This is a genomic window from Pseudomonas alloputida (genome assembly GCF_021283545.2).
GTDB lineage: Bacteria > Pseudomonadota > Gammaproteobacteria > Pseudomonadales > Pseudomonadaceae > Aquipseudomonas > Aquipseudomonas alloputida.
In genome coordinates, this window is the sequence record NZ_CP128540.1 from 3,569,015 (window position 1) to 3,595,208 (window position 26,194).

The 26,194-nt window shown below is 63.5% G+C and carries 19 protein-coding genes and 1 pseudogene; 9 read left to right on the top strand and 11 right to left on the bottom strand.

Going from position 1 to position 26,194, the window contains the following annotated elements; all coding sequences use genetic code 11:
* Nucleotides 1-91: 91 nt before the first annotated feature.
* The 6 genes from LU682_RS16445 to LU682_RS16470 form a co-directional block, all read right to left on the bottom strand.
* Entirely contained in the window at nt 92-1,393 is a 1,302-nt protein-coding gene (locus tag LU682_RS16445) for an MFS transporter (RefSeq protein WP_049586180.1), read from the bottom strand.
* 99 nt (nt 1,394-1,492) lie between these two features.
* On the bottom strand, nt 1,493-2,710 hold the full coding sequence (locus LU682_RS16450) for a fumarylacetoacetate hydrolase family protein (protein ID WP_010953745.1): 1,218 nt from the start codon (nt 2,708-2,710) through the stop codon (nt 1,493-1,495).
* A gap of 20 nt (nt 2,711-2,730) precedes the next feature.
* Entirely contained in the window at nt 2,731-3,789 is a 1,059-nt protein-coding gene (locus tag LU682_RS16455) for an Ldh family oxidoreductase (RefSeq protein ID WP_049586182.1), read from the bottom strand.
* Between the two features lie 35 nt (nt 3,790-3,824).
* Entirely contained in the window at nt 3,825-5,366 is a 1,542-nt protein-coding gene (locus LU682_RS16460) for a UxaA family hydrolase (protein ID WP_060488914.1), read from the bottom strand.
* A gap of 146 nt (nt 5,367-5,512) precedes the next feature.
* Entirely contained in the window at nt 5,513-6,484 is a 972-nt protein-coding gene (locus LU682_RS16465; protein WP_010953742.1) for a LysR family transcriptional regulator, read from the bottom strand.
* Between the two features lie 27 nt (nt 6,485-6,511).
* Nucleotides 6,512-7,459 carry a LysR family transcriptional regulator gene (locus LU682_RS16470; RefSeq protein ID WP_010953741.1) on the bottom strand — a complete coding sequence of 316 codons (948 nt, stop codon included), beginning with the start codon at nt 7,457-7,459 and terminating at the stop codon, nt 6,512-6,514.
* Nucleotides 7,460-7,560: 101 nt separating this feature from the next.
* Here LU682_RS16470 and LU682_RS16475 point away from each other — a divergent pair, with 101 nt between their 5' ends.
* On the top strand, nt 7,561-8,874 hold the full coding sequence (locus tag LU682_RS16475) for an L-fuconate dehydratase (protein ID WP_049586184.1): 1,314 nt from the start codon (nt 7,561-7,563) through the stop codon (nt 8,872-8,874).
* Nucleotides 8,875-8,940: 66 nt separating this feature from the next.
* Nucleotides 8,941-10,242: an MFS transporter gene (locus LU682_RS16480; protein WP_049586186.1), complete on the top strand. Its 1,302-nt coding sequence runs from the start codon at nt 8,941-8,943 to the stop codon at nt 10,240-10,242.
* A 127-nt stretch (nt 10,243-10,369) separates the two neighbouring features.
* On the opposite strand, the gene LU682_RS16485 is transcribed toward LU682_RS16480, so the two are convergent.
* From LU682_RS16485 to LU682_RS16495, 3 genes are all read right to left on the bottom strand, one after another.
* Entirely contained in the window at nt 10,370-11,725 is a 1,356-nt protein-coding gene (locus LU682_RS16485) for a GntR family transcriptional regulator (RefSeq protein WP_060488910.1), read from the bottom strand.
* Complete coding sequence (locus LU682_RS16490) at nt 11,725-13,110, bottom strand: hypothetical protein (RefSeq protein ID WP_010953737.1); 1,386 nt, start codon at nt 13,108-13,110, stop codon at nt 11,725-11,727. Before LU682_RS16490 ends, LU682_RS16485 begins: the two co-directional genes overlap by 1 nt.
* Nucleotides 13,111-13,624: 514 nt before the next feature.
* Nucleotides 13,625-14,647: a zinc-dependent alcohol dehydrogenase family protein gene (locus tag LU682_RS16495; protein ID WP_010953736.1), complete on the bottom strand. Its 1,023-nt coding sequence runs from the start codon at nt 14,645-14,647 to the stop codon at nt 13,625-13,627.
* Between the two features lie 206 nt (nt 14,648-14,853).
* Between LU682_RS16495 and LU682_RS16500 the strand changes: the two genes are divergently transcribed.
* The 7 genes and pseudogenes from LU682_RS16500 to LU682_RS16530 all read left to right on the top strand — a co-directional run bounded on the left by LU682_RS16500 (nt 14,854) and on the right by LU682_RS16530 (nt 21,572).
* Nucleotides 14,854-15,768 (top strand): LysR family transcriptional regulator, encoded by a 915-nt coding sequence (locus LU682_RS16500; RefSeq protein WP_010953735.1) that lies wholly within the window; start codon nt 14,854-14,856, stop codon nt 15,766-15,768.
* 18 nt (nt 15,769-15,786) lie between these two features.
* Nucleotides 15,787-16,239, top strand: a pseudogene (locus LU682_RS16505) (tyrosine-type recombinase/integrase); the annotation flags it as partial.
* Nucleotides 16,240-16,338: 99 nt separating this feature from the next.
* Nucleotides 16,339-17,019 (top strand): TetR/AcrR family transcriptional regulator, encoded by a 681-nt coding sequence (locus tag LU682_RS16510; RefSeq protein ID WP_010953733.1) that lies wholly within the window; start codon nt 16,339-16,341, stop codon nt 17,017-17,019.
* A 592-nt stretch (nt 17,020-17,611) separates the two neighbouring features.
* Complete coding sequence (locus LU682_RS16515) at nt 17,612-19,231, top strand: methyl-accepting chemotaxis protein (protein WP_020191871.1); 1,620 nt, start codon at nt 17,612-17,614, stop codon at nt 19,229-19,231.
* 29 nt (nt 19,232-19,260) lie between these two features.
* Nucleotides 19,261-20,421 (top strand): hypothetical protein, encoded by a 1,161-nt coding sequence (locus tag LU682_RS16520; RefSeq protein WP_061405631.1) that lies wholly within the window; start codon nt 19,261-19,263, stop codon nt 20,419-20,421.
* Nucleotides 20,422-20,432: 11 nt separating this feature from the next.
* Nucleotides 20,433-20,837, top strand: coding sequence for a hypothetical protein (locus tag LU682_RS16525; RefSeq protein ID WP_010953730.1), 405 nt, complete (start codon nt 20,433-20,435; stop codon nt 20,835-20,837).
* Between the two features lie 177 nt (nt 20,838-21,014).
* The gene (locus LU682_RS16530; protein WP_010953729.1) at nt 21,015-21,572 is read left to right on the top strand and encodes a TetR/AcrR family transcriptional regulator; all 558 of its coding nucleotides are present in this window, start codon (nt 21,015-21,017) and stop codon (nt 21,570-21,572) included.
* Nucleotides 21,573-21,654: 82 nt separating this feature from the next.
* Here LU682_RS16530 and LU682_RS16535 read toward each other — a convergent pair whose 3' ends face one another.
* Both LU682_RS16535 and LU682_RS16540 read right to left on the bottom strand, forming a co-directional pair.
* The gene (locus tag LU682_RS16535) at nt 21,655-23,058 is read right to left on the bottom strand and encodes an efflux transporter outer membrane subunit (protein ID WP_049586196.1); all 1,404 of its coding nucleotides are present in this window, start codon (nt 23,056-23,058) and stop codon (nt 21,655-21,657) included.
* Nucleotides 23,058-26,186 carry a multidrug efflux RND transporter permease subunit gene (locus LU682_RS16540; protein WP_232856698.1) on the bottom strand — a complete coding sequence of 1,043 codons (3,129 nt, stop codon included), beginning with the start codon at nt 26,184-26,186 and terminating at the stop codon, nt 23,058-23,060. The genes LU682_RS16535 and LU682_RS16540 overlap by 1 nt, the downstream gene beginning before the upstream one ends.
* Nucleotides 26,187-26,194 lie beyond the last annotated feature (8 nt).

Genomic DNA, 26,194 nt, shown 5'->3' on the forward strand with positions numbered 1-26,194 from the left:
TTATACATACAGATACCCCTCCATGACAAGCGCCGCGGGTCGCCTCACGATCAACCAGGGTTCAGGGGCTGCACTGCAGCCCCCGTAGCGTTCACGCCTGTTCAGTTGCGCCAGCCATCCCGCCCGCCTCGACCTTGGCACTGCCAATGGGTGCCTGTAGCAGCAGGAAGTACGCCACCGCCGAGCACAGCGCCACCACCGCGCTGATCATGAACGCTGTGGTGAACGAGCCCGAGTACTGGATGCTGAAGCCCGTCACGATCGGTGCCACCGAGCCTGCGATGTAACCGCCGAAGTTCTGGATCGAGCCAAACGAGGCCACGCGCTGGCTGTCGACAATGGTGTTGACGATCATCCAGGCGGTGGCACTGGCCATATTGATGCTGAACAGCGCCAGGCAAAGCAGCATGATGCACCCCGTCAGGCCGGTGACGAACGACAGTGGCAAGGTGAACAGCGCTGCCAGCACCAGGCCAGTGATGACACTGAACTTGCGGCTGCCCAGCACGCTCATGCCACGCCTTACCAGCCAGTCACAGAAGCGCCCGGCAACGATGGTACCCGCCGCACCGAAGCCATACGCCAGCGACACCACCCAGGCGGTCTTGTACAGGTCCAGGCCATGCTCGCGCTCGAAGTAGCCCGGCAGCCAGGTCAGGTGCAGCCAGAGCATGTAGATCACCCCCATGAAACCCAACACCGCGCCCCAGGTACTGCGGTGCTTGAACAGATCAAGCCAGCCGGCAAAGTACGAAGCCTTCGGCGCGGTTGCAGCGGCGGCCTGGCGCTCACTCGGCAGCGGTTTGCCTTCGGCGGCAAGCTCTGCCAGAAAACGGGCCTTGCTCTTGTAGAAGGTCAGCCAGCACAGCGCCAGTACCACGCCGATCACGCCGGTAATGATGAACATGCCGCGCCAGCCAAAGTTGACCATGAACAGCGTCAGCAACGGCGGCGCCAGGCAGGGGCCAAGACAGGTCGACGACCAGACCACACCGGTCGGGGTGCCGCGCTCGTTGGCGTCGAACCACTCTGACAATGCTTTGGCCGCCGATGGGAACATCGGCGCCTCGCCAATCCCCAGCAACACCCGCAGCCCCATGAAACCGGCAAAACTGTTGACCATGCCAAACGCCGCCTGGGCAACCGACCAGCCCAGCAACGACGCGCCGAGGGCGATCTTGCTGCCCAGGCGGTCGATGATCATGCCCATTGGCAACTGGGCAAAGGCATAGGCAATGGAAAACGCCGACAACAGGATGCCCATCTGCGACGGGCTGATCATCATGTCTTTCTGGATGGAGGTGTTGGCGATCGACAGCGCACTACGGTCCAGGTAGTTGACGATGCCGATCAGCAGCAGGAACACGACGGTAATGCGCTGGTACTTCTTCATTGGGTTCATGTGATGACCTTTATTATTATTGTTGCCGCGCTGTCAGCGCCTTGACGATCCCTCGATGATGCTGCGCCCCTCCCTGACGCAGCGAGCCGTTCAAAGCGGGCGGGCGGTGGCCGCGACCTCCAGCAGGCCACGTCGGCCGAGGTTGTCGATCAACGCGCGCAGGCCGAAGTCCCACTGCGGTGCCAGATCGCTGGTGGTCACGCGGTTGCACAGGGTACCCAGTTGCGGGTTGCTGATGCTCACCACGTCTCCCGGTTTGTGGGTAAAGCCGTTACCCGGCTGATCGCGGTCCTGCTTGGGGGCGAACAGGGTACCGAGGAACAGCACCAGGCCGTCAGGGTACTGGTGGTTTTCGTTGAGGGTTTGCTGCACCAGGTCTTGCGGGTCACGGCTGATCTGGCGCATGGAACTGCGCCCGGAGAGGATAAAGCCGTCCTCGCCTTCCACCCGCAGGTCCACCTCGGCAGCACGCACATCGTCCAGGCCGAAGCTTTCGTCGAACAACCGCAGCAGCGGGCCCAGTGCAGTGGAAGCGTTGTTGTCCTTGGCCTTGGACAGCAGCAACGCACTACGCCCTTCGAAGTCGCGCAGGTTGACGTCGTTGCCGAGCATGGCGCCCTTGATGCTGCCATTGCTCGACACGGCCAGCACCACTTCCGGCTCTGGGTTGTTCCAGCTGGACTTGGGGTGGATGCCGATGTCGGCGCCGTGGCCAACCGCGGACAGCGGTTGGGCCTTGGTGAACACTTCGGCATCCGGGCCGATACCCACCTCCAGGTACTGCGACCACAGGCCCTGCTCTACCAGCACCTTGCGCAGCGCTTCGGCCTGAGCCGAGCCGGGCACGATCTGCGACAGGTCGGCGCCGATGCGGCTGGCCAGGGTGTCACGGATGGCGTCGGCCTTGGCCGGGTCGCCCTTGGCCTGTTCTTCTACCACACGCTCCAGCAGGCTGGTGGCGAAGGTCACACCAGCGGCCTTCACCGCTTGCAGGTCGATCGGCGCCAGCAGCCACGGCTGGTGCGGGGTGCGCCGTGTGGGATCGCTGTTGCCCAGCAATGCCGGCAGTGCAATCAAGGGTTCGGCCAGCGGCAAGGCACGCAGGTAGGCCACCGGATCGTCCACTTCCAGCAGCGCCGAGACGGTCGCCACGTGGGTGCTGATATCGTAGACGGCGCCGGCTTTCACCAGCACCACCGCCGGCCCCTGCTCCGGCAACCAGACGCGCCCTACCCAGCTGCCGCGGTCGAAAACGCTGGCATCATGGCTCAGTGGCAGCGGTTGATTGGCGTTCGTTCGATCAGTCATCTGTGTTCCCTTGCTTTGCATCATTGGAAAAGTCCCGGTAGTTGCAACTGCCCAGCCACGCGCTCAAGGTCGGCTATCAGCTGCGGCGAAAGGCTCACGCCCTGCTCCAAGGCCTGTCGACGCAGGGCAAGGCCTGCTTGCCCGGGCAGGCGTACCGGGCGTTCGGGGTCTAGCGGGCGGCTTGCCAGAACCAATCCCCCCAGGAAGCTGGTTTCGTCGAGGAACGCCTCCAGGCCGCCGAACATGCGCGGGTCAATCACCAGCGCAGTGGCCGAGGCGCCCCACTGATCCGGTGCATCCTTGCGCCCACGGCCGGCCAGCCCCGAGGTGAGGGCTTCGACCAACAGCGCAAGGGCAAAACCTTTGTGGCCAAAGGCCTGGCCGCCGAGCGGCAGGATGCTGCCTTGCGGGCGGGTAAAGAAATCGCCCGGGTCATCGCTGAGCTGCCCGTCATTGCTCACCAGCACAGGGTGCGGCAGACGCCGGCCGGCATCGCGGCATTGGCCGACCAGGCCGAGGGTGACGGTGGACATGCTGACATCCAGCAGGATCGGCTCACCCTGGGTCGGGATACCGGCAGCAATCGGGTTGGGGGTGAACACCGGGTCGATGCCGCCATGAGCACAGACCAGCCCCACCGACGGATCCGACGAGTAGACGATGGCCAGCAACCCTTGGTCGGTGTATGGCTTGAGGTAGGCGGCCAGGCAGCCGATATGGGCAGCGCGGCGTACTACCGCAATACCGATGCCCTGCTTGATCGCGCCCGCGGCCGCGCAATCCAGTGCCCGGCTGACGCAATAGGGCCCCAACACGTAGTGGCCGTCGAACAGGCTGGAAACACCACTGTCGGCGACCTGTTCCAGCGCCTGCGCGCGGGCCTTGACCTGGCCGCTGAGCATGCCGTCGATGTAGCGGCTGACCAGGTTGAGGCCATGGGTACGGTGGCCGAGCAGCTCGCCTTCTAGCAACACCCGGGTCACTACCTGGGCGACGTCCACGTCGGCTCCGGCTTTCATGAACAGTTGCTCGACAAACGTGGTAAGCGCTTGCACGTTGTACAGTGTGGTTTGAATCATTGCAGTTGCCTCGCAAATGGGACGGGAGCGGTCGATCAGGTCACGGCGCCGATCTGCCACGGGACGAACTCGTTTTGCCCGTAGCCGTGCTGTTCGCTCTTGCTGCGTTCCCCGGAGGCAATGCGCAGCATCTGCTCGAAGATGAATGCGCCGCGCTCCTCGATGCTGGTGGAGCCATCGGCGATGCCGCCGCAATTGACGTCCATGTCCTCTTGCTGGTGCTCGAACACCCGGTTGTTGGTTGCCAGCTTGATCGATGGCGCCGGGGCACAGCCGTAGGCCGAGCCGCGGCCGGTGGTGAAGGCGATCAGGTTGGCCCCGCCGGCCACCTGACCGGTGGCCGAGACCGGGTCGTAGCCGGGGGTGTCCATGAACACCAGGCCCTGGGCACGCACGGCTTGCGCGTACTGATACACATCGACCAGGTTGCTGGAGCCTGCCTTGGCCACTGCGCCCAGGGATTTCTCGAGGATAGTGGTCAGCCCCCCTGCCTTGTTGCCGGCCGAGGGGTTGTTGTTCAATTCGGCGTTCATACGCTGGCAGTAGTCTTCCCACCAGCGAATGCGCGCCACCAGCTTCTCCCCCACCTCACGGCTTACCGCGCGGCGCGTGAGCAAGTGCTCGGCACCATAGATTTCCGGGGTTTCGGAGAGAATGGCGGTACCACCGGCGGCCACCAGGCGGTCAACGGCATTGCCCAGTGCCGGGTTGGCGGTGATCCCCGAATAGCCATCTGAGCCGCCGCACTGCAGGCCGACCACCAGGTGGCGGGCACTGACCGGCTGGCGCCGTACCTGATTGGCCTCGGCCAACAGCGCCTTGACCTGGGCGATACCGGCAGCGATGGTTTTCGAAGTGCCCCCGATCCCTTGGATGGTAAAGGCGCGCAGTTGCGCACTCGCCTGCAGGCCCTGGGTTTCCAGCAGGGTTTCGATCTGGTTGGTTTCGCAGCCCAGGCCGATGATCAGCACGGCAGCGAAGTTGGGGTGGACGGCGTACCCGGCCAGGGTGCGGCGCAACAGGCCCAGGGCTTCACCGCTCGGGTCGACTGCGCAACCGGCACTGTGGGTCAGGGCGACCACACCGTCGACATTCGGGTAGTCGGCCAGCACCTCGGGGTGAATGTCACGGCGGAAATGGTCGGCCACGGCCCGGGCCACGGTCGCCGAACAGTTCACCGAGGTGAGAATGCCGATGTAGTTGCGGGTGGCGACACGGCCATCGGCGCGCACGATGCCCTGGAACTGCGCGGCGCTGCCTGGCAGGCTGCGGGTATCGACACCAAACGCATAGTCGCGGGCAAAATCGCCCATCTGCACGTTGTGCACATGCACATGGTCGCCAGCGTCGATCGCCTGGGACGCAAATCCGATGATCTGCCCGTAACGGCGCAACGGCTGGCCTTGCGCCACAGGCTCGGTGGCGAGCTTGTGGCCTGAAGGGATGGGCTGGCGCACGGTAATCGCCTCGGCATCCAGGCGCACGCCTGGCAGCAGGGCCTGGCGGGCGATGACGACGTTGTCCAAAGGGTTGAGGCGGATGACGGCGGGGTCACCGGATTTGGCAATCAGTTGCATGGGACCTCTCAGGGCGGAGCGGCTGACTTCTTGTTATGGCTGTAGCCACTGTAAGAAGCCTGGTGCCGCATTCCCAATGAGATGATCCGATCGAGCGATAACCTGAAGTTATCGAAAGGGTATTTCGGTACGTGATCTTCAATCGGCTAGGGGCAGAACGCAGTGTCTTCCGAAGATTGCCGCCGGCGTTGCGCGCCCTCCAGCAGAATCTCGACAAACGCCCTGGCGGAGGCGCTGAGCGGTTCATCCTTGCGGGTGACCACACCATACTCCAGCGCGGGCACCTGCAAAGGGCTGCGCAGCTCCTTGAACTGCCCGCTGGCCAACTGCGCGGCCACCATCGAGCGCGGCAGCATGGCAATCATCGGTGCCGATTGCAGCAACTGCAGGAACATCGGCATGGAGATGGTCTCCACGCAGTCGGCAGGCGTGGCGATTCCGGCCACCCGGAACGCCTGCTCCAGGCGGTTGCGGATGGGCGTACCCACCGGGTACAGCACCCACGGCCAATCGCCTAGCGCTTCAAGCGGTGTGTTATCGAGCTGGTTGAGCGGGTGCTCGCTGTTCACCACCAGGCTGAAGGGTTCGGGCTCCAGCGGCTGGAAGTCGAACAGCTGACCGAAGCGTTCCTCGGTGAAGCGGCCAATCATGATGTCCAGCTTGTTCTGCTCGAGCATGGTCAGCAGGTGATCGCTGGAATGCTCCACCACTTCAATCGACAGTAACGGGCTTCGCGCCTTGATGGCGGCGATGGCCTGCGGCAATACCAATGCGGTCGCGGCAAAGATCCCGCCAACGCGGATGAAACCGTGCCCGCCGTTGCGCAGGCGGTTGACCTGGTCGACGAACTGTTGCGACTCGGCCAGGGCACCCTGGGCGTACCGCACCACGTATTCACCCAACTCGGTGGGTGGCATGCTGCGCGGCAGGCGCTCGAACAGGGCAAAGCCGAACTGCTCCTCAAGGTCACGCAGCATTTTGCTGAGCGCCGGCTGGCTGAGGTTCATGCGCGTGGCGGTGGCGTGCATGTTGCGCGTGCGCGCTAGCGTGTCGATCAACACCAGGTGCTTGTAGCGGATCCAGTTGCAAAAGCTGGAATGGGTCATGTCCGGCGGCATAGACGCAGGGCCTCATGCAGGTGAAAGTTATTGTGCCCGCAGGTAACGCAGCAAGGTATCAAGGGCAACCGAGTTGGGCCGCGAGCGCAGGGTCAGCACGCCGAGGTTGGCCATCGCCAGTGGCAACTCCACCGGCAGGACGGCGACCATGCCATAGCGGGCATAATGCTGGGCCACGTCATTGGGCACCACCGCAATCATTTCGGACGCTTCGAGCATGGCAGTGGTCGCCAGGATCGAAGCGGTTTCGACGATATCCAGCGACTGCACCATGCCGCCGGCCTGCAATGCGCTTTCGACGCGACGGCGCATCGGGCTGCCGATGGGGTGCAAGATCCACGTCAAGCTCACCAGGTCGGCCAACTGCAGCCCTGTGGCTGTCGCCAAGGGATGACCTGCGCGAGCAATTATGCGCATCTGCTCACCGCCGTCGAACAGCTCGATATTCAGTTCCTGGCTGTCACTCTGGTCCGGCAGGCGCCCCACCACCATATCGAAATCACCGCGTAGCAAGGCCGGCAGCAAGGTGTCGCTGGTGCCCACCTCCAGCGAGATACGCACCTTGGGCTGGTCGCGCTTGTAGGCCAGCACCGCCTTGGTCAGCACGCCTGGTACCGGGCCCATGACGCTGCCCACCCGCACCAGGCCCAAGGCTCCGCGCGCCAGTTCGGCGATTTGCGCCTGGGCATGATCGAACTCATGCAATGCGTTTTGCGCATAGCGAATCATCACCTCGCCATACAGCGTCGCTTGCATCCCCCGGGGCAGGCGCTCGAACAGACGTACCCCCAGGCGCTCCTCAAGCTGCTGTAGCAACAGGCTGGCGGCCGGTTGCGTGGTGTGCATCGCGGCGGCGGCGCGGCGCAGGTTGCCGAATTCGCCCAGCGCATTGAGCAACGTGATCTGACGGCTGGAAATCTTCAAGGCACCGAGGCTGGCAGGCGCCTGAGCCTTGTCAGGTGGCAAGCGAGACATATCGAATCCGGTATCACTGATTAAGATTTGGCGATTATGCCTGTATCGCTCGACAACCTACAGTCAGGTCTCCCTGTGCCTGAACAGAACAAGAGTCGACCATGAGCATACGCATTACCCACCTGAGCGTTCGCGATATCCGTTTCCCCACTTCGCTGTCGCTGGATGGCTCCGACGCCATGAACAGTGCCCCCGACTATTCGGCGGCCTACGTGGTGCTGCACACCGACGCTGCCGCCCTCGAAGGCCACGGCCTGACCTTCACCATCGGCCGTGGCAACGAAATATGCGCAGCAGCGGTGCAGTCGCTGGCCCCCTTGATCGTCGGCCTTACGCTCGAAGAAATCAGCGCCGACATGGGCGCTTTCTGGCATCGCTTTACCGTCAGCGACAGCCAGTTGCGCTGGCTGGGCCCGGAAAAGGGCGTGATCCACCTGGCCACCGCCGCCATCATCAACGCAGTGTGGGACCTGTGGGCCAAGCACGAAGGCAAGCCCGTGTGGAAACTGCTGGCCGACATGACGCCGGAGCAGCTGGTGCGCTGCCTGGACTTCAGCTACGTCACCGACGTGCTCACCCCCGAAGAGGCCATCGCCCTGCTGCGCCGCCAGGCGCCGGGCAAAGCCGAGCGCGAGGCACACATGCTGCGTGAAGGCTACCCCGGGTACACCACTGCCCCGGGCTGGCTGGGCTACAGCGAAGAGAAAATGCGCAAACTGGCCCGCGAGGCCGTGGCAGACGGCTGGACCCACATCAAACAGAAGATCGGGGCCGACCTGGAAGAAGACATCCGCCGCGCCAGCATCCTGCGCGACGAAATCGGCTGGGAACGCACCCTGATGATGGATGCCAACCAAGTGTGGGGCGTCGAAGAGTCGGTGGCCAACATGCGCCGCCTGGCCGCATTCGAACCGCTTTGGATCGAAGAACCGACCAGCCCCGATGACATTCTTGGCCACGCCACCATTCGCCAGCGCATTGCGCCAATCGGTGTCGCCACCGGTGAGCATTGCCACAACCGGGTGATGTTCAAGCAGATGTTCCAGGCCGGTGCACTGGACTTCTGCCAGCTGGACGCAGCCCGCCTGGGTGGCCTGAACGAGGTCCTGATCGTGCTGCTGATGGCCGCCAAGTACGACGTGCCGGTCTGCCCGCACGGCGGTGGCGTCGGGCTGTGCGAATATGTGCAGAACATCGCGCTTTTCGACTACATCGCGGTTTCTGCCTCGCTGCACAACCGGGTGCTGGAGTACGTCGACCACCTGCACGAGCACTTCATCGACCCGGTGGTGATCCATCGCGGGCGCTACATGCCGCCACAACGCCCTGGCTACAGCATCGAGATGCACGCTGAGACCCTGGAACGTTACCAGTACCCCAACGGCGCCGTGTGGCTCGACATCAACCGTTCCTGACCCACAGACCTGAGTGTGCCGCTGCTGCGCGGCACACCACCAGCACTTTTCACGGGGAAAAAAACAATGACAACCCTCACCCGCGCAGCGGCTTGCGCCCCTGCCACCACCCATGAGCAGCGCTTGAACGGCCTGCTGCTACGCAAATTGATGCCACTGCTCATCGTCGTCTACGTGATGAGCTTTCTTGACCGCACCAACATCGCCCTGGCGAAAGCCAGCATGGGCATCGACCTGGGCCTTTCGGCAGCAGCCTATGGCCTGGGCGCGGGCTTGTTCTTCCTCACCTATGCCTTGGCCGAAGTGCCCAGCAACCTGATCATGCACCGGGTGGGCGCGCGCTTCTGGATCACCCGTATCATGATTACCTGGGGTTTGCTCTCGGCAGGCATGGCCTTCGTTCAGGGTGAAACCTCGTTCTACATCATGCGCCTGTTGCTGGGGGTAGCCGAAGCTGGCCTGTTCCCCGGGGTAATGCTGTACCTGACCTACTGGTTCGACCGCGAACAACGCGCCCGTGCCACGGGGTACTTCCTGCTGGGTGTGTGCGTGGCCAACATCCTTAGCGGCCCGCTGGGCGGTGCCCTGCTGGAGCTGGATGGTGTACTGGGCTGGCATGGCTGGCAATGGTTGTTCGTGCTCGAAGGCCTGCCCGCCGTAGCCTTGGCCTATGTGGTGTGGAAGAAGCTGCCGGACGGTCCGGCCTCGGCGCCTTGGCTGACGGCTGCCGACGCCCAGGACATCGAGCGCCGCCTGGCCGCAGAGCAGGCCGCCGCACCGCAGCAGAGCAAGCTGGGGCAGATGTTCCGCGACCGGCAGATCTGGCTGGCAATCGCGGTCTACTTCGTGCACCAGATCACCATCTACACGGTGATTTTCTTCCTGCCGGGCATTATCGGCACCTACGCTGCGCTTTCGCCCTTCCAGGTCGGCCTGCTGACAGCGGTGCCGTGGATTGCAGCAGCCATTGGTGCAGCGACCTTGCCACGCCTGGCCACCTCGCCGCGCCGCTGCCGCACGCTGCTGTTCCTTGGCCTGCTGACCATGGCGGCCGGATTGCTGCTGGCATCGCTGACCAACTCGTTCATCGGCCTGATCGGGTTTTCCCTGACCGCGCTGATGCTGTTCGTGGTGCAGTCGATCATCTTCGTCTTCCCCTCCAGCCGACTGAGCGGCAGCGCGTTGGCGGCGGGCCTGGCCTTCGTCACCACTTGCGGTCTGTTTGGCGGTTTCGTCGGGCCGTCGGTGATGGGCTTGATCGAGCAGACCACCGGCAGCACCCGCAACGGGTTGTGGATCATTGCCGCGTTGCTGGTATGTGCGGCGCTGGTCAGTACCCGTTTGCGTCAGGGGCAAGAGCAACCCTGAGGAGAACTCAATTTACGCCGCCTGCAGGTGGCTCTTTGTGCTGCGAATGAGCCTTGAGGTTTTCAGGCCGTCATTTCACCTGTCGGCCCTCTCGCAGCACTTGGCAGCACCTGCAAGCGTCTTGATTTCAACTTGTGAAGCGGGTGTTTCGCCCGCAGCGCACCTCAAGCGCCTGCGCCAGTCGCCTTACCGCCAATTGCAGTTCATCCGGGCGCCCACCCAGCCAGATCAGCGCAAGGTGTTGAGGGTAATGCCCCGGCAGGCCGAACTGCTCACCCGGTAGTGCGTGCAGTGCAGAACCTGCCAACGCTGCGGCAATACCGTCCCACGCCAGCGGCTGGCAAAAGCTCACCCACAGCATCTGCCCACCTTGCGGTATGTCGAAGACCACCCGTTGGCCGAATTGCGATTGCAGTACATGCGCCAGGTATTGCGTACGCCTTTGCAAGTCTGTGCGTTGCTGGCCCAGCTGCGTTTCGATTTCCCCTTTGCCGAGCATGTGAGCAAGCGCCTGTAAACGTAGCGGCGCAAGCCGAAACGCCCGTTCAGCGAATGCCTTGGCCAACACGGTGTCATGGCTCAGTAAATAGGCATACGGCGCCTCTGCCCCCACTGCGGCCTCGAACGTGCCCATCACCAGAAGCCAGCGCGGGTCGATCCAGTCACGCAGGCGTGTGCTCGGCGGCCCGTCGTAACAGAGCTCGCTGTCCAGGTCGTTTTCCAGCAGCCATACAGGGTGCTGGCCAAGCAAAAGACCAAGCTGCTGCTGGTAATACGGGGAAACCAGCCGCCCTTGTGGCATGCCCAGGCAAGACGGCATGACCAGCAGGCTTACCGGCTCGCTACCCAGCAGCTTGGCCAACGCGTGCAGCTCGGGGTTGCCACGGGCATCCAGTGGTGCCTCCAGCACGCGCATGCCGGCACGCGCCAGGGCGCGCAACACTTGCCAGCAACAGGGCGAATGCACCAATGCGGTACCACCTTGAAGGGCCAGCGCCGCTAGCAGCGTCTCCAGCAACGCGAGCACATCGGGGGCCAGATGGACGTCATCGGCATGCCAGTACTGGTTGGAGCAGCGGGTGTATCGCTCAGCCACGGCATTGCGCAAACGGGCGCTACCCAGCGCTTCCCAGGACGCAACGCTGCGATCACGCTGACGGGCCAAACGCCGTTCGTGACCAAGCAGCATGCGCTCCAACAGTGGCTGCGTCGGCAAGGGAGGCTGCCGGGCCAAGGCCACAGCCTGATCTTTGCCGCCGTTCTGTACGTAATAGCCCGACCTCGGCAGGCAGTGTACACGGCCCTCCTCTTCCAGCAGGCTGTAGGCACTTTGGACCGTGGCCAACGACACCCGCAGCCGCCGGGACAGCTCACGCAATGATGGCAAACGGCATGTGCCAACGCCTGCAGCTTGTTCGATCAACGCTTCCAGGTAGCGATACACCTTGCGATACGCGAACTCGCCTGGGGCCGCTCGCCCCATCAAGGCAGCCCCGCAACACCACGCCGCCGCCCCAACGCCAGCTGTGGCAGCAGCCTCAGGTGTACATCGCGGCGGGCCAGGTTGTTAAGCAGGCGCCATCCCGCCAACGGCAACTGCCCATCATAAATTTGCCGCAGTTGCCCCAACGGCAAGCCACTGGTATTCACCAGCCAGGCTTTGACTGCATCGGGGCAGGGTTTGCCTTGCAAGGCCCTGTGCAGGTACGGCAACGCCACCACCATGTCGGCGTGCCGACACTGCAAGAACCGCTCGAGGTTTTTCCCCTGCCTGGCAAACGGGCTGAACAGCAGGCACACCAGTTGGGCCTGGTTGATGCCGTAGGCTTTGCCAAATAGCAACGGCACGGCGTCACGCTGCTTGCTGCCACCCGCCTGCCCTGCCAGCCTCAGCGCTGGGCGCCCGGCCAGCGGCTCCAGACTGCGGGCGCGCAGTTCATGCAGCTGTGCCGTGGCTAGCGAGTCGACGAATTCGGACAGCGGCAAAGCATCCGCAGCCGTCTCGAAGTGACAACCCAGCATCGCGTCAAGCTGCTGCTCTTCAAGCAAGTGCGGCAACAGGTCATCAATAGCGATCAGCCGCACCGGCGCACGCTCCGGTACGGCGCCTGGAACCGGCTCGTGCTGACCACCCGGTGCGCCCCCAACAGCACCGTGCAATCGGCTCAGCCCTTGGGCCAGCGCCGCCAGGCACTGGTGCACTGCATGCGGGGCATGCACGCCGGCCAGGCGCAGGCTGCGCCGGGCCCACGCCAGGTATCGGCGCCGCTGGAGCCCGGGCATGGCGGTGACCAACGCATCGGGAGGCACCGCTGCCTGCAACGCCTGAACCACGGCGCCCGCCAGCTCCAGGTACAGGCGGCAACCCAGCAGGGCTTCCGGCCTGGCATCGATCATGTGGCCGAACATCAACATCGCGTCCCTCGCCAGCAGCCAGCGCTCAGGCATTACCGAGAGCCGACGACTGAACGGCACCACTGCGCGCCCCTCGATCATCTGCAATTGCACCCGCGGGTCATCCTGCATGAACAACGCACTGAAACTGCGCTCGTGAGCTTCCAGCGTGGCGTTATCGGCAACCGGCAGGCTGACCACCAATACCCGCAGCTGGAAAGTTACCGGCGAACGCAGGGCAATGCTCAGTTGCGCGGCACGCAACATGGCCAGCAGCCGGCTGCTATGGCGGTCGCTCCCTTGCAATACCTGCAAGCTGAAAGTACCGATGTACTCCGGCCCACCTGCAGCGACCAACAGGCGTTGTATCAGCAACTGCAAGGAAGCGCGCTGCGCCTGGGACATGTGATTCAACAAGCGCTCGAGTACTTGCTGGTAGATATAATGCATCGCCTGGTCGTGAATAGCAGTCACGCAATCACCTCATCAACTTCATGCAGCCAGCGCATGCACCCAACATTTGAGCGTGAACATGCACCAAACTTACCTAGAAGAAATTTCCTACAACAAAATGAAAGTAATGACGTAACCCTTCACTGTCGCCAAGCCATCGAGAAAAAACCGCCCCTGCGATGGCCTGTCGCTGTCACATACTGCTCCATATCAGGCATAGCCATGCTCATCCCACGTTCCTTGCACAAACTATCATTGGGCCATTATCGAGAGGGAGGCAGCGCGAATTGAAGATACAGTTCAGGGTAAAAAAACCATTCAGCATCCGTGTCAGTTCACAGTGACTCGCAAGGCAAAAGCGTTCAAGGCTGATTATTTGCCGGGATATTTCTGACATCCCGAAAACTACGGACTTATATGTAGTCCATATCGTGATTTATTGTAGGAACAGTCCTACTTTAAGTGTTGAATCACTTTATCCCGCGCACAAAAAACCCGGGACCTTGCCCGGGTTCGCCGCTTGTGCCATCCACCGTCAGTGTTGCGCCATGTCCAGCACGACGCGCCCGCCGCACGGGCATTGGTCCATGTAACGATGCGCCTCGACCACCTGCTCGAACGGGTACACCTTGATGATCTGCGGTGTCAGCAGCTGGTCGGCCGTGAACTGGTTGATATCGCGCAAGGCACGCTGCAGCGCCACCTGGTCCTGGCTGATGCCAAGCTCTGGCTTGCCGGTGAAATTACCGATGCAGTGCACATAGAACTGAATGTTCTTCTGGAATGCCGCGCAAGCCGGGAACGGCGTCTGGTTGCCGCCTTGCAGACCGTACAGCACCAGGCTGCCACGCGGCGCCAGCACATCACCCAACAGTGACATCTGCGGGCCGCCCATGCCGTCGAGCACCATGTCCACACCACGGCCATCGGTGTACTTGCCAATCTGCAGCAGCAGGTCTTGCTCTTCGGTGACGATCACTTTGTCTGCGCCCAAGCCCAGCAGGTAGTCACGCTGCGCCGCTTCCTTGGTGGCGGCGAACACTTTCAGCCCCAGGGCCCTGCCCAGCTGCACGAAGGCAGGCCCGGCGCAATGGCTGGCATCGGTGACCAGTGCTGTCTGCCCGGCCTTGGCACGTGCCAGGTCGACGTAGGCGAAATAGGCGATCAGCAGCGGGGTGTAGTGCACGCTGGCCTCGATCGGGGTGAGCACATTCGGGTAGCGCGTGATGGCTGTACGGGGCAGTACGATGACATCGCCGTACACCGGGTGGTCGTTGGCACTGGTGGCCGGGAAGCTGGCGACCCGGTCACCGACGGCAATATCATCGACCCCTTCACCAACCGCAGTCACCACCCCTGCCATTTCGTGACCGATCCCCGCTGGCAGACGCGCCTGGGACGGTGCCAGATTCTGGCGCCACAGCACGTCATACCAGCTGACGCCAACCGCTTCGACGCGGATCTGCACCTCGTCGGCAGCGGGTGACGGTTCGGCCTGCTCTTCGCAACGGAGCACGTCGGCAGCGCCAAACTTGTGGAAACGGATCATGCGGGACATCGCATACCTCGCCTTTGTGAACCTCTAATTACCACTGACTCTATCCGGGCTTTGCCCGTTAGACCATCAGTGGGCATTAATAGTCGACATGCTTGTCATCGATTGGGCACCTGACTTTCCCTGCGATTGGTCCCCCTAAACCCGTGCAGGGTAACAGCCTTTGGCCTTAAGATTCACCTCTGCCCCACATTAGGCGAAGCGCACCGATGAATCGAAACGACCTGCGTCGTGTAGACCTCAACCTGCTGATCGTGTTCGAAACGCTGATGCACGAGCGCAGCGTGACCCGTGCCGCAGAAAAACTGTTTCTCGGCCAACCGGCCATCAGCGCGGCGCTGTCGCGCCTGCGCAACCTGTTCGATGACCCGTTGTTCGTGCGCACAGGGCGCAGCATGGAACCGTCGGCACGGGCCCACGAGATCTTCGCCCTGCTGTCACCGGCACTGGATTCGATTTCCACTGCAGTCAGCCGCGCCGCCGAATTCGACCCGGCCACCAGCAATGCGGTGTTCCGCATCGGCCTGTCGGACGACGCCGAGTTCGCCTTGCTGCCGCAACTGCTCAAGCGCATTCGCGCCGAGGCGCCCGGTATCGTGCTGGTGGTGCGACGGGTCAACTACTTGCTGATGCCAACCCTGCTGGCCTCGGGCGAGATTTCGGTGGGGGTCAGCTACACCAGCGAACTGCCGGCCAACGCCAAGCGCAAGGTGCTGCGCCGCAGCATGCCGAAACTGCTGCGCGCCGACAGCGTACCCGGCAGCATCACCCTGGATGACTTCTGCGCCCGGCCCCATGCGCTGGTGTCGTTTGCCGGGGACTTGTCCGGGTTCATCGACGAAGCCCTGGAAGACATCGGCCGCAAGCGCCACGTGGTGCTGGCGGTACCGCAGTTCAACGGGCTGGGGAGCTTGCTGGCAGGCACCGATATCGTGGCTACGGTACCGGACTACACGGCGGATGCACTGACGGCCGCCGGCGGCTTGCGGGCCGAGGACCTGCCGATACCCGTGCGCAGTTTCGAACTGCACATGGCCTGGCGCGGGGCACAGGACAATGACCCGGCGGAGCGGTGGCTGCGGTCGCGGATACAGATGTTCTTTGGGGATCCCGATAGCTTGTGACAGGCTTCCACTGAGATCAAATCGCACGACCTCGTGAGCAAATCCCTCGCGGGCTTCCGCGGCGCGTTGAACAATCACATCCTGCCCACGATCGGAAGTATCCCCGTCAGCGAGATCAAGCTGGATCACATCATCGAGATAATCGCCACCTTGCGCCGCGCACGCACACTGGCCATGGCCAAACGCGTACGCACCATCATTCGTGCCGTGCTCGGTTTCGCCGAGGGGCGGGGCTGGGTGGAGCGCAACGTAGCCCTGAGCAACACTGAGGAACTCAAGGTTCGCCACGTGGTAACCAGTAATCCGGCGATCGAGCGACCGGCCGATTTGGGGGAGTTTTTGCTGCGCCTGGATGAACTTAGCCCGAGCAGTATAAGCATCGCGATGCGCCTGCTGGTGATGCTGCCGGTTCGCCCTGGAGAGTTGGTGAAAATGCGCTGGGAAGATGTCGACCTCGTCAGCGCCGACTGGGTAAAAAGCACGAGCCTCGCCCCCCACTGACATCGCGCGCGTCGGCAGTGCTGTGGCAAACTGCCGCTTCTATTGTTTGACCGATGAAACCGCCCCCCTATGCCTGAAGTACACCCCCGCACTGCTCCCAACGCCAAGGCCAAGGCCAATGAAAGCGAATCCGAACCGCTTGCCCGTCGTGGGCGCCCGGTTGGCGATCGCGACGCCAAAAGGTCCGAGTTGCTGGCGGCGGCGATCGCGGTGATCGCGCAAGAAGGCTATGCCGGTGCCACCATGCGCAAGGTGGCGCAGCACGCCGGGTGCACCACAGGCGCGGTGACCTACTACTTCGCCAACAAGGAAGAAATGGTCAGTGCCGTTGCGCAGACCCTGTTCGACAAAGTCGACGCACTGCTGGACATCGACCTCGATCAGGTCGACATCAAGTCGCTTATTGAGCAGTGGCACCAATGGATCAGCCTTGACGAGCCAGGCAACTGGCTTGCATGGCTGCAACTGCTCACCCATGCCCGGCACCAGCCCGCGTTCGCCAGTGTCATCAAGCAGCGCTATACCAACTTCCGCGAGGTGGCCACTTCGGTGCTGGAGGCCGGCCAGCGCCAGGGCCAGATCCGTGAAGATGTGCCGGCCGATGTGTTGGCCGATCACATTGCCGCGTTCAGTGATGGCTGGCTCATGATGCTGCCTTTCGAGTCCGAACCCGTTAGCGCAGAGCGCGGGAAAGCCTTGATTGACGCCTTCATTGTCATGATTTCTCCACCCAAAACCGCCAAGTCCTAAGTCGCCTCCCGGTAGACCCGGCGCCTTCCCTGGAAGGCGTCACCCCCACCAAACCGCTCGTGTCTTCGCCGCCTTCCGTCGTCGCGCAACTGCCGCCCCGCGCCTTGCCGATCCAACCCAAGCACCAGGCCCCGATAGCGCCTGCCCTGCTTTTTGCAGGCTCTGGCGCCATTGCGTCTTGCATGTAAGCAAAACTCCTGTATTTTACAAAACACTTGATATAACAAATAAAACACAACCAAGTGGCAGGAGCGAAAATGGGCTTTAGCACCAAGGCGCTGTCGCGGTCCGAGCAGGCATGCCAGGGCTACCGGATCCTTATTCCACAAAGACGCAGGTTGCCTGAAATTGACGACCTCACCTTCCTCCACCTCTCCAAACCTGGCCTCGGCCTGACCCTCCACGCAATCGGGCGGCCAATTCGCAACGGGGCACGGAGGGGCGCCATGATCACGTAACGCCAACTTACGCTGTCGAAGGACAGCCCTTTGTCCGACGTGTCGCGATAGCACGCCCTGCCAAAAGCGCACCGGCTATTGCGGCCCTGCTTGCCTGCAATTTGCCCTTCGTCCCGACGAGGCCCGCACAGCCCATGTTCAAAAACATTCCGCTCACCTTGAAACTCTTCCTGCCACCTGCCATCGCCCTGTTCGGCATGTTGCTGTTCGTGGGCTACACCGCGGTGCAACTGGACGACAACGACAACCGATTGGTGTCGCTCGAAAAACAGCGCTACCCAACGCTGGAAGCTGCCGACAACGTGATCTTCCAGTTCTCCCGCCTGCCCGGCCTGCTCAACAGCGCCGTGGCAGCGGGCGAGCGGGACACCTTGGATGAAGCGAGCGACGTGCTGGCCGACGTCCATGCGCGGCTGCGCGACCTGGAACCGCTGACCGCTGAACGGGCCGACCGACACCGGGAAATTCAAGCCTGGTCGGCGGCGATCAAGCGCTACGCCGATAACGCGTTCGCCTCCTCCGGGCAACTGCTCGATGGGGCGGCGTTCGATGATTTACGCCCCCATTTTGATCGCATGGCCAGCGACCTCAAGAACGCCCAGGCGCTCGGCGAGCAGTTTCGCAGCCACGCCTACGCCGACTTCCAGAGCAGCTTGACCCAAGTCCGCGCCGACAACGCCACCACCACGCGCGTCGGCTACCTGCTCAGTTTTTGCCTGCTGCTGGTGGTCAGCGCCAGCGCGGCCTGGGTGATTCGTCAGGTCATGAGCAATGTCCGCGGCGTCATCGGATCGCTCAAGACCATTGCCAGCGGCGATGGCGACCTGACCCGCCGCGTGCAGGTCGACTCCTCAGACGAAATCGGCGAGATGATCGGCCTGTTCAACGGTTTGCTGGACAGCCTGCAAGGCACCTTGCGCCAGGTCATCGAAACCGCAGCGCCCCTGGAGCAGATGTCCCGCGAACTGCACCGGCTCACCCAGGGCGCGGAGGACAGTGCGCGCTCACAGCAAGAGCGCACCGAGTCCATCAGCCGTGACATAGACACCATGACCAATAGCATTCAGGAAGTGGCGCAGCGCTCCGAGCAGGCCTCCGAGCAAGCCAGCGCCGCGGCGCGTCAAGCGAACGAAGCCAGGCATAACATCGACAGCCTGTCCTTGAGCATCGGCGACCTGGGCAACAGCGTGCTCAGCTCGGTGCAGGCCATGGAACAACTGGAAGCAGAAACCCAGCACGTCGGCTCGGTGCTGACGGTGATCCGCAGCATCGCCGAACAGACCAACCTGCTCGCCCTGAACGCCGCCATCGAAGCGGCACGGGCTGGCGAGCAAGGGCGGGGCTTTGCCGTGGTCGCCGATGAGGTGCGCAACCTGGCCCAGAAAACGACCGCTTCCACCGCGCAGATCCAAGACATCATCCAGCGCCTGCAAAACAGCGCCAGCAGTGTCTTGCACGCGATGAACCTGAACGGCGAAAAGGCCAGGTCAAGCATTCAGCGCTCTGAACATGCCACGCAGACCCTGGAGGCGATTACCGGGGCCGTTCGCCAGATCGATGAGTTAAACGCCGGCATCGCCCGTTTCACCAACGAGCAGATCGGCCTTTCCCGTTCGATCCAGCAAGACACCGAGAGGCTGCAACAGGACACCCAGGCCACCACCCAAGGTGCCGACGCCACCGCACGGCTCGGCGAGCAATTGGTCGGTACGGGCAACCACCTTCGCAGCGCCACCGCTCAGTTTCGCATTTGAACCTTCCCCACCACGAGAGCAGTTGAAGCATGCAAGGCATTAGAGCACTCGGTATCGCAGGCCTTATCGCGACCACCCCAGCAATGGCCCTGGACCAGGGAGACTATCAATTCAACGGCTTCGGCACCGCCGGCCTCACCCACCTGGGGGGCGAGGACAAAGGGCGCAGTTTCGGCATCAGCGGGCAGACAACGGACGCCTGGCGCGGTGACCAGCTCTCCCGGCTGGGTGGCCAGCTCCAATATGGGCTCACCGACACGCTGGGGGTGACCGTGCAGGGCACCCTCAAGCCGGAACAGGACACCTGGAAAGGCAACCTGGAGTGGGCTTACCTCTCCTGGAAAGCGACCGAAGGCCTGACGGTGCGCGTAGGGCGGCTGCGCCTGCCGATCTACATGTATTCCGAAACCCTCGACGTCGGTGTCACCCACCCTTGGCTGCGGCTGCCGGATGAGGTCTACAGCCAGGTCCAGCTGAGCAACTACGAAGGTGCCGATGCCCTCTACACCGTGACCACCGGCATCGGCTCCGTGACGTTCCAGGTGGCCGGCGGCCAGGCCGCCAACCGCAACTTGTTCGCCATGGATGACTTGTACGACATCGACTACAAGAAGATCTTCGCGGCGAACGTCAGCCTGGAAACCTATGACTTCGGCACGCTGCGTCTCGGGTACGCCGAAGCGGACATCGACACGAACCTCAGCGCCTCGGTCGTCGCCCCAGGGGGCTCGCCTACACAGGTCGACTTCCTGAGCCTGAACCGCAAGAAAGGCGGTTTCGCGTCCATCGGCTACCAGTACGACAACGGCACCTGGGTCTCCTCGAACGAGTGGACCAGCAACAACACCGAAGGCGACCAGCAAGGCAGCATCGATGCCTTCTACCTCATGGGCGGGCGCCGTTTTGGCGACGCGCTGCTCCACCTTACCTACGCTCAGCTCGACGAAGACGCTGGCCGCCAGAGCTCCTGGACCTACGGCATGAACTACAACCTGGCGCCGAACCTGGTGCTCAAGGGCGAGTACAAGCGGGTGGACACGCGCGGCAACGGCTACCGCGGCACCTTCGTGCAGAACGCCCAGGAGACCTTCGACCATGCAGTCTTCGCGGCCAGCAACGGTACCGCCGGCACTCCTTCGCGCAACTACGACGGCGACATTGTCAGCGTCGGCGTCGATTTCGTCTTCTAAGGAGCGCCCATATGAAACCACTCCTCACCGCAATGTTCGGCGCAACCCTGGCCACAGCCAGCACCCTGGCCAGTGCCGAGGTGGCCGTGATCATGAATGCCGGCGCCAGCGCCGCACCGTCCCAGGCCGAGGTGGCCAACATATTCCTGGGCAAGGACACCAGCCTCAAGGGCCTCGACCAGAAAGGCTGGAACCCCACCAAGGAACGATTCTACAGCGCGCTGACCAACAAGAACGAATCCCAGCTCAAGTCGTACTGGTCAGGCCTGGTGTTCACGGGCAAGGGGCAACCGCTGCAGAGCGTGGACGATGACGCCGCGGTGATCGCCAAGGTGGGCAGCGAGGCCAATGCCATCGGCTATATCGACACCTCTGCCGTCAACGACAAGGTCAAAGTGCTCTTCACCCTGCCCTGAGCTTCGCCGCCTCCCCTGACCTGGCATACCGGGGGAGGCAGCGCCTGGCGCTCGCAGGCAAGCCCCTGCAGGGCTGCGACCTGCGAGCCTTGATTGAGCCATTATTTGCTCAAATGGGTGCCCTATGAGCCGTTTTCATTCACAATGCCCGCACGATATGCAGTGTGGAATCTTCTGATGCACCTCCCTACCGATGAGCGCCTGCTCAAAGCGCTGGCCGACGCGATCGTCGTCCACCCCCGAGCCACATTGAAGGAGCTGGCCGAGGCGGCGGGCGTGAGCAAGGCGACCCTGCACCGTTTCTGTGGCACCCGTGACAACCTGGTGAACATGCTGGAAAGCTATGGGGACCAGGTCCTGACGCAGGTCATCGGCAACGCTGACCTGCACGGCAGCGACCCGACCGCAGCCCTGCATCGCCTCATCGTCGAGCACCTCAAGCATCGCGAGATGATGATCTTCCTGCTCTTCCAGTACCGCCCGGACTCGTTCGACGACAGCGAGACGAACCGCCCGTGGCGGGCCTATGCCGACGCCCTGGATGCCTTCTTCCTGCGCGGCCAGCAGGCGGGGGCTTTCCGTATCGATATCAGCGCGGCGATCTTCACCGAAATGTTCCTGAGCATGGTGTACGGCATCGTCGATGCCGAACGACGCGGGCGGGCGGCCAGCGCGACGTCCGTGCAAACGCTGGAGCTGCTTTTCCTCGACGGTGCTGCGGCACCCGCTCGCTGACCTGCCTTCACCAGCCAAAAAAACCCCAGGGCATCGATCCCTGGGGCCAAGTGGCTGGACAAGCCAACCAAAGGAGGCTGTTTCAGCCCTTGCTCGGCCAGCCGCCGCCGAGTGCGCGGAACAGGTTGACCAACGCCAGTTGTCGCTGGGTACTGGCTTCGATGAAGGCTGCTTCGTTCACGTAGCTGTTGCGCTGGGCGTCCAGGTAGCGCAAATGGTTGTCCACCCCACCCTCGTAACGAGCCTTGGCCAGCGTCAGGGTCTCGCGGCTGGTGTCGGCCAGGGCCCGCCGCGCGGCTTGCTCGCGGCGCAGGGTGTCGGTGGCGGCCAGCGCATCGGCCACTTCGCGGAAGGCGACCTGGATCGCGCCTTCATAGGCGGCCACGGCCGAGTCCTTGCGTGCCTCAGCCAGGCTGAGCCCGGCACGGTTGCGCCCGGCGTCGAACAACGGCAGCGACAGCTGCGGCATGAAGGCCCAGCTACGCGAGCCACCGTCGAACAACCCGGACATCTGCGCACTGGCGGTACCAAAGCTGCCGGTCAGGCTGATACGCGGGAAAAACGCTGCCCGCGCCGCGCCGATATCGGCATTGCGCGCGCGCAGCCGGTGTTCGGCGGCGAGGATATCGGGGCGGCGCTCGATCAATGCCGACGGCGCGCCCGGCACAATGTCATTGAGCACCATCGGCTCATCCGGGCGTTCAGCGGGCATCGCCTTGGCCGCCTCGGCACTGCCCAGCAACAGCACCAGCGCGTTGTAGGCCTGGCGCTGTTGGCGCACGGTGACTTCGAGCTCGGCACGGGACTGCTCGACCAGCCCCAGCGCCTCTTGGTGGTCCAGCGCCGTGGCCGTGCCGGCGGCGCGCCGCTGGCCGACCAACGCCAGGGAATCCTCGCGGCTGGCCAGGGTCTGACGGGTCAGCGCCTGGCGCCGCTCGGCGCCGTCCAAGGCCAGGTAGGCCTGGCTCACCTCGGCGATCAGGGCGATGCGTGCGGCACGCCCGACTTCCTCGGTGGCCAGGTACTGCTCCAGGGCCGCATCGCTCAGGCTTTTGACGCGGCCGAACAGGTCCACTTCGTATTCCGGCAGCGACAAGCCCACCTGATAGGTGCTGCTGACACCCTCGCGGCCATCGCTCGAAAGCGCCGCAGGCAAATGCTGGCGATTACCGGAGGCGCTGGCATTCAAGCCCGGCACCCGGTCGGCCCGCTGGATCCGGTACTGCGCACGGGCCTGCTCGATGTCGAGCAGGGTCTGGCGCAAGGAGCGGTTGTTGTCCAGCGCGGTACCGACCAGCTGACGCAGCACTGGGTCGACGATGAATGCCTGCCAGTCCAACTGCTCCACCGAGTGGCCAGTATGGCCGGCTGCATCGCCCCATTCGGCCGCCACCGGCGCTTCGGGGCGCTGATAGGTCGGCGTCAGGGAGCAACCAGCCAAGGTCAAGGCCAGGACGATAGGAAGCACACGATTGACCATGATCATCACTCTGCCTCCTCGACAGCCTGTTGCACCGGGGAAGGCTTGCGCTTGAGCAACGTCAACACCCAGACAAAACAGACCGGCACGAACACCACGCCCAGCAAGGTGGCGCTGAGCATGCCGCCGATCACGCCGGTACCGATGGCGCGCTGGCTTGCCGCACCCGCGCCGGAGGCGATGGCCAGCGGCACCACGCCGAGGATGAACGCCATGGAGGTCATCACGATCGGACGGAAACGCAGGCGCGCGGCCTCGATGGCGGCGTCGCACAGGCTGTAGCCCTTCTCCCACAGTTCCTTGGCGAACTCGACGATCAGGATGGCGTTCTTCGCCGCCAGGCCAATGATGGTGATCAGGCCGACCTTGAAGTACACGTCGTTGGGCATGCCGGTGAGCGTCACCGCCCACACCGCGCCCAGGGCACCGATCGGTACGATCAGCATCACCGTCAGCGGGATCGCCCAGCTTTCGTACAGCGCCACCAGCAGCAGGAACACCACCAGGATGGCCAGGGCGAACAGGCTGGCAGCCTGGCCGCTGGAGACCTTCTCCTGGTAGGAAAGGCCCGTCCAGGCGTAGCCGATACCTGGCGGCAGCTCGCTGACCAGGCGCTCCATCTCGGCCATTGCCTGCCCGGTACTGTGCCCCGGCGAGGCGTCGCCGGCGATGCGGATCGACGGGTAACCGTTGTAGCGCACCAGTTGCACCGGGCCCTCCTCCCACTGGGTGGTGACGAAGGCGCTGAACGGCACCTGCTCGCCGTTGGCATTGGGAGCATAGAGGCGCAGCACGCTTTCGGGGGTCATGCGTTCGCCTTGCTCTGCCTGCACCACCACGCGCTGTTGGCGCCCGGCATTGGTGAAGTCGTTGATCACAGCCGATCCGAAGGCGGTGGCCAAGGTGCTGTTGATGGCCTCGAAGCTCACGCCCAGGGCTCGGGCCTTTTCCCGGTCGATGTGCAGGCGCAGCTGCGGTGCTTCGGCCAGGCCTTCCATCATCGCGTAGAGGATCACCGGGTTGCCGTTGGCACGCGCCAGCAACTGGTCACGGGCCGCGAGCAGTGCTTCGCGCCCGAGGCCACCACGGTCCATCAGGCGCAGGGCGAAACCACCGGAGTTGCCCAGGCCGTCGATCGGCGGCGGCATGACGGCGGTGATGGCACCGTCGCCGTTGGCGGCGAACTGTGCATTGATCGCTGCCGTTTCCGCCTCCGCCGATTGCGCCTTGTCGCGCTGCGACCAGTCCTTGAAGGTCGGGAACGCCAATGCGGCATTGTCACCCTGGCCCGAGAAACTGAAGCCGCTGACGATGAACGAGTTGGCCACCGCGTCACGGGACATCAGGAACTTTTCCAGCGCCTCAGCGGTGTGGTCGGTGCGTACCCGGCTGGCGCCTGGTGGCAACTGCACATCCACGACGCTATAGCCAAGGTCCTCGGCCGGCACGAAGGCCTCCGGCAAGCGCAGGTAGGAATAGCCCAGCACCACCAGGATGCCCACATACGCCAGCATCCAGCGGCCGGCACGTGCCACCAGTTCGCTGTTGAGCAGCGAATAGCGTTCGGTGACACGGGCGAAGCCACGGTTGAAGGCGCCGAAGAAACCGGCCTTTTCATGGTGGCCATGGGGCACCGGCTTGAGCAGCGTGGCGCACAGCGCCGGGGTGAAGGTCAGGGCCAGGAAGCCGGAGAACAGGATCGACACTGCCAGCGACACGGAGAACTGCTGGTAGATCACCCCCACTGAACCGGACATGAACGCCAACGGCAGGAACACCGCCGCCAGCACCAGGGTGATGCCGATGATCGCCCCGGACACCTGCCCCATCGCCTTGATGGTCGCCTCCACCGGCGACAGACCTTCCTCGGCCATCAACCGCTCGACGTTCTCCACCACCACGATGGCGTCGTCCACCAGGATGCCGATGGCCAGCACCATGCCGAACATGGTCATCATGTTCACCGAGAAGCCGAGCAGCTTCATGATCATCAGCGTCCCGAGCAGGCACACCGGCACCACGATCGACGGGACCAGGGTATAGCGCACGTTCTGCAGGAACAGGAACATCACCAGGAACACCAGCACCATGGCTTCGATCAGGGTGTGGATCACCTTCTCGATGGCCACGTCGACGAAGCGCGAGGTGTCGTACGGCACCGAGTATTCGACACCTTCGGGGAAGAACTGCGACAGCTCGGCCAAGCGCTCCTTGACCAGCGTCGCGGTCTGGATGGCATTGGCGCCCGGCGCCAACTGCACCGCACCGGCCACCGCCGGGTGGCCGTTCAGGCGCGCCGACAGGTTGTAGTTCTCGCTACCGATGGCCATGCGCGCCACATCACCCAGGCGGACGCTGGAGCCATCGGGGTTGGCGCGCATGACGATGCCGGCGAACGCTTCCGGGGTGTCGAGAGTGCCCTGCACGGCCAGGGTCGCGGTCAGCTCCTGCTCGCTGGCACCGGGCGTGCTGCCGAAGCTGCCGGCCGGTACCTGGACGTTCTGGCCGCGAATGGCCGAGTTGATGTCGTCGATGGACAGGCCATAGCCCACCAGCTTCTGCGGATCCACCCAGACCCGCATGGCCGCTTCCGAGGCGAAGAACTGCAGCTTGCCCACGCCGGGCACGCGCAGCAGTTCGTTGTTGATGTTGCGCGCGGCATAGTCGGCTAGGGCCGTGGTATCGCCACGGTTGCCGGCCGTGCTGGTCAGGGCGTAGATCAGCAGGAAGCCGGAGCTGGCCTGCTCGACTTTCAGCCCTTGGGTCAGCACCGCCTGTGGCATGCGTGCCTCGGCCTGTTTCAAACGGTTCTGCACGTCGACCTGCGCCATGTCCGGGTCGGTGCCTGGCTCGAAGGTCACCATCACTTCGGCCACGCCGTTGGAGTTGTTGGTGGACTCGTAGTACAGCAGGCCCTTGGCGCCGTTGAGCGACTGTTCGATGATGCTGGTCACCGACTCCACCATGACCTTGGCCGAAGCGCCGGGGTAGGAGGCGGTGATGGAGATCTGCGGTGGCGCCACGTTGGGGTACTGGGCCACGGGCAAGGATGGAATCACCAGCAAACCGGCCAGTGAAATGAACAACGCCACGACCCAGGCGAAGTTCGGGCGATGGATGAAGAACCTGGACATCTCACTTC

Coding starts and splice junctions, on each gene's coding strand:
- LU682_RS16445 (WP_049586180.1), bottom strand. CDS start 1,393: ATGAAGAAGTACCAGCGCATTACCGTCGTGTTCCTGCTGCTGATCGGC.
- LU682_RS16450 (WP_010953745.1), bottom strand. CDS start 2,710: ATGACTGATCGAACGAACGCCAATCAACCGCTGCCACTGAGCCATGAT.
- LU682_RS16455 (WP_049586182.1), bottom strand. CDS start 3,789: ATGATTCAAACCACACTGTACAACGTGCAAGCGCTTACCACGTTTGTC.
- LU682_RS16460 (WP_060488914.1), bottom strand. CDS start 5,366: ATGCAACTGATTGCCAAATCCGGTGACCCCGCCGTCATCCGCCTCAAC.
- LU682_RS16465 (WP_010953742.1), bottom strand. CDS start 6,484: ATGCCGCCGGACATGACCCATTCCAGCTTTTGCAACTGGATCCGCTAC.
- LU682_RS16470 (WP_010953741.1), bottom strand. CDS start 7,459: ATGTCTCGCTTGCCACCTGACAAGGCTCAGGCGCCTGCCAGCCTCGGT.
- LU682_RS16475 (WP_049586184.1), top strand. CDS start 7,561: ATGAGCATACGCATTACCCACCTGAGCGTTCGCGATATCCGTTTCCCC.
- LU682_RS16480 (WP_049586186.1), top strand. CDS start 8,941: ATGACAACCCTCACCCGCGCAGCGGCTTGCGCCCCTGCCACCACCCAT.
- LU682_RS16485 (WP_060488910.1), bottom strand. CDS start 11,725: ATGGGGCGAGCGGCCCCAGGCGAGTTCGCGTATCGCAAGGTGTATCGC.
- LU682_RS16495 (WP_010953736.1), bottom strand. CDS start 14,647: ATGTCCCGCATGATCCGTTTCCACAAGTTTGGCGCTGCCGACGTGCTC.
- LU682_RS16500 (WP_010953735.1), top strand. CDS start 14,854: ATGAATCGAAACGACCTGCGTCGTGTAGACCTCAACCTGCTGATCGTG.
- LU682_RS16510 (WP_010953733.1), top strand. CDS start 16,339: ATGCCTGAAGTACACCCCCGCACTGCTCCCAACGCCAAGGCCAAGGCC.
- LU682_RS16515 (WP_020191871.1), top strand. CDS start 17,612: ATGTTCAAAAACATTCCGCTCACCTTGAAACTCTTCCTGCCACCTGCC.
- LU682_RS16520 (WP_061405631.1), top strand. CDS start 19,261: ATGCAAGGCATTAGAGCACTCGGTATCGCAGGCCTTATCGCGACCACC.
- LU682_RS16525 (WP_010953730.1), top strand. CDS start 20,433: ATGAAACCACTCCTCACCGCAATGTTCGGCGCAACCCTGGCCACAGCC.
- LU682_RS16530 (WP_010953729.1), top strand. CDS start 21,015: ATGCACCTCCCTACCGATGAGCGCCTGCTCAAAGCGCTGGCCGACGCG.
- LU682_RS16535 (WP_049586196.1), bottom strand. CDS start 23,058: ATGATCATGGTCAATCGTGTGCTTCCTATCGTCCTGGCCTTGACCTTG.
- LU682_RS16540 (WP_232856698.1), bottom strand. CDS start 26,186: ATGTCCAGGTTCTTCATCCATCGCCCGAACTTCGCCTGGGTCGTGGCG.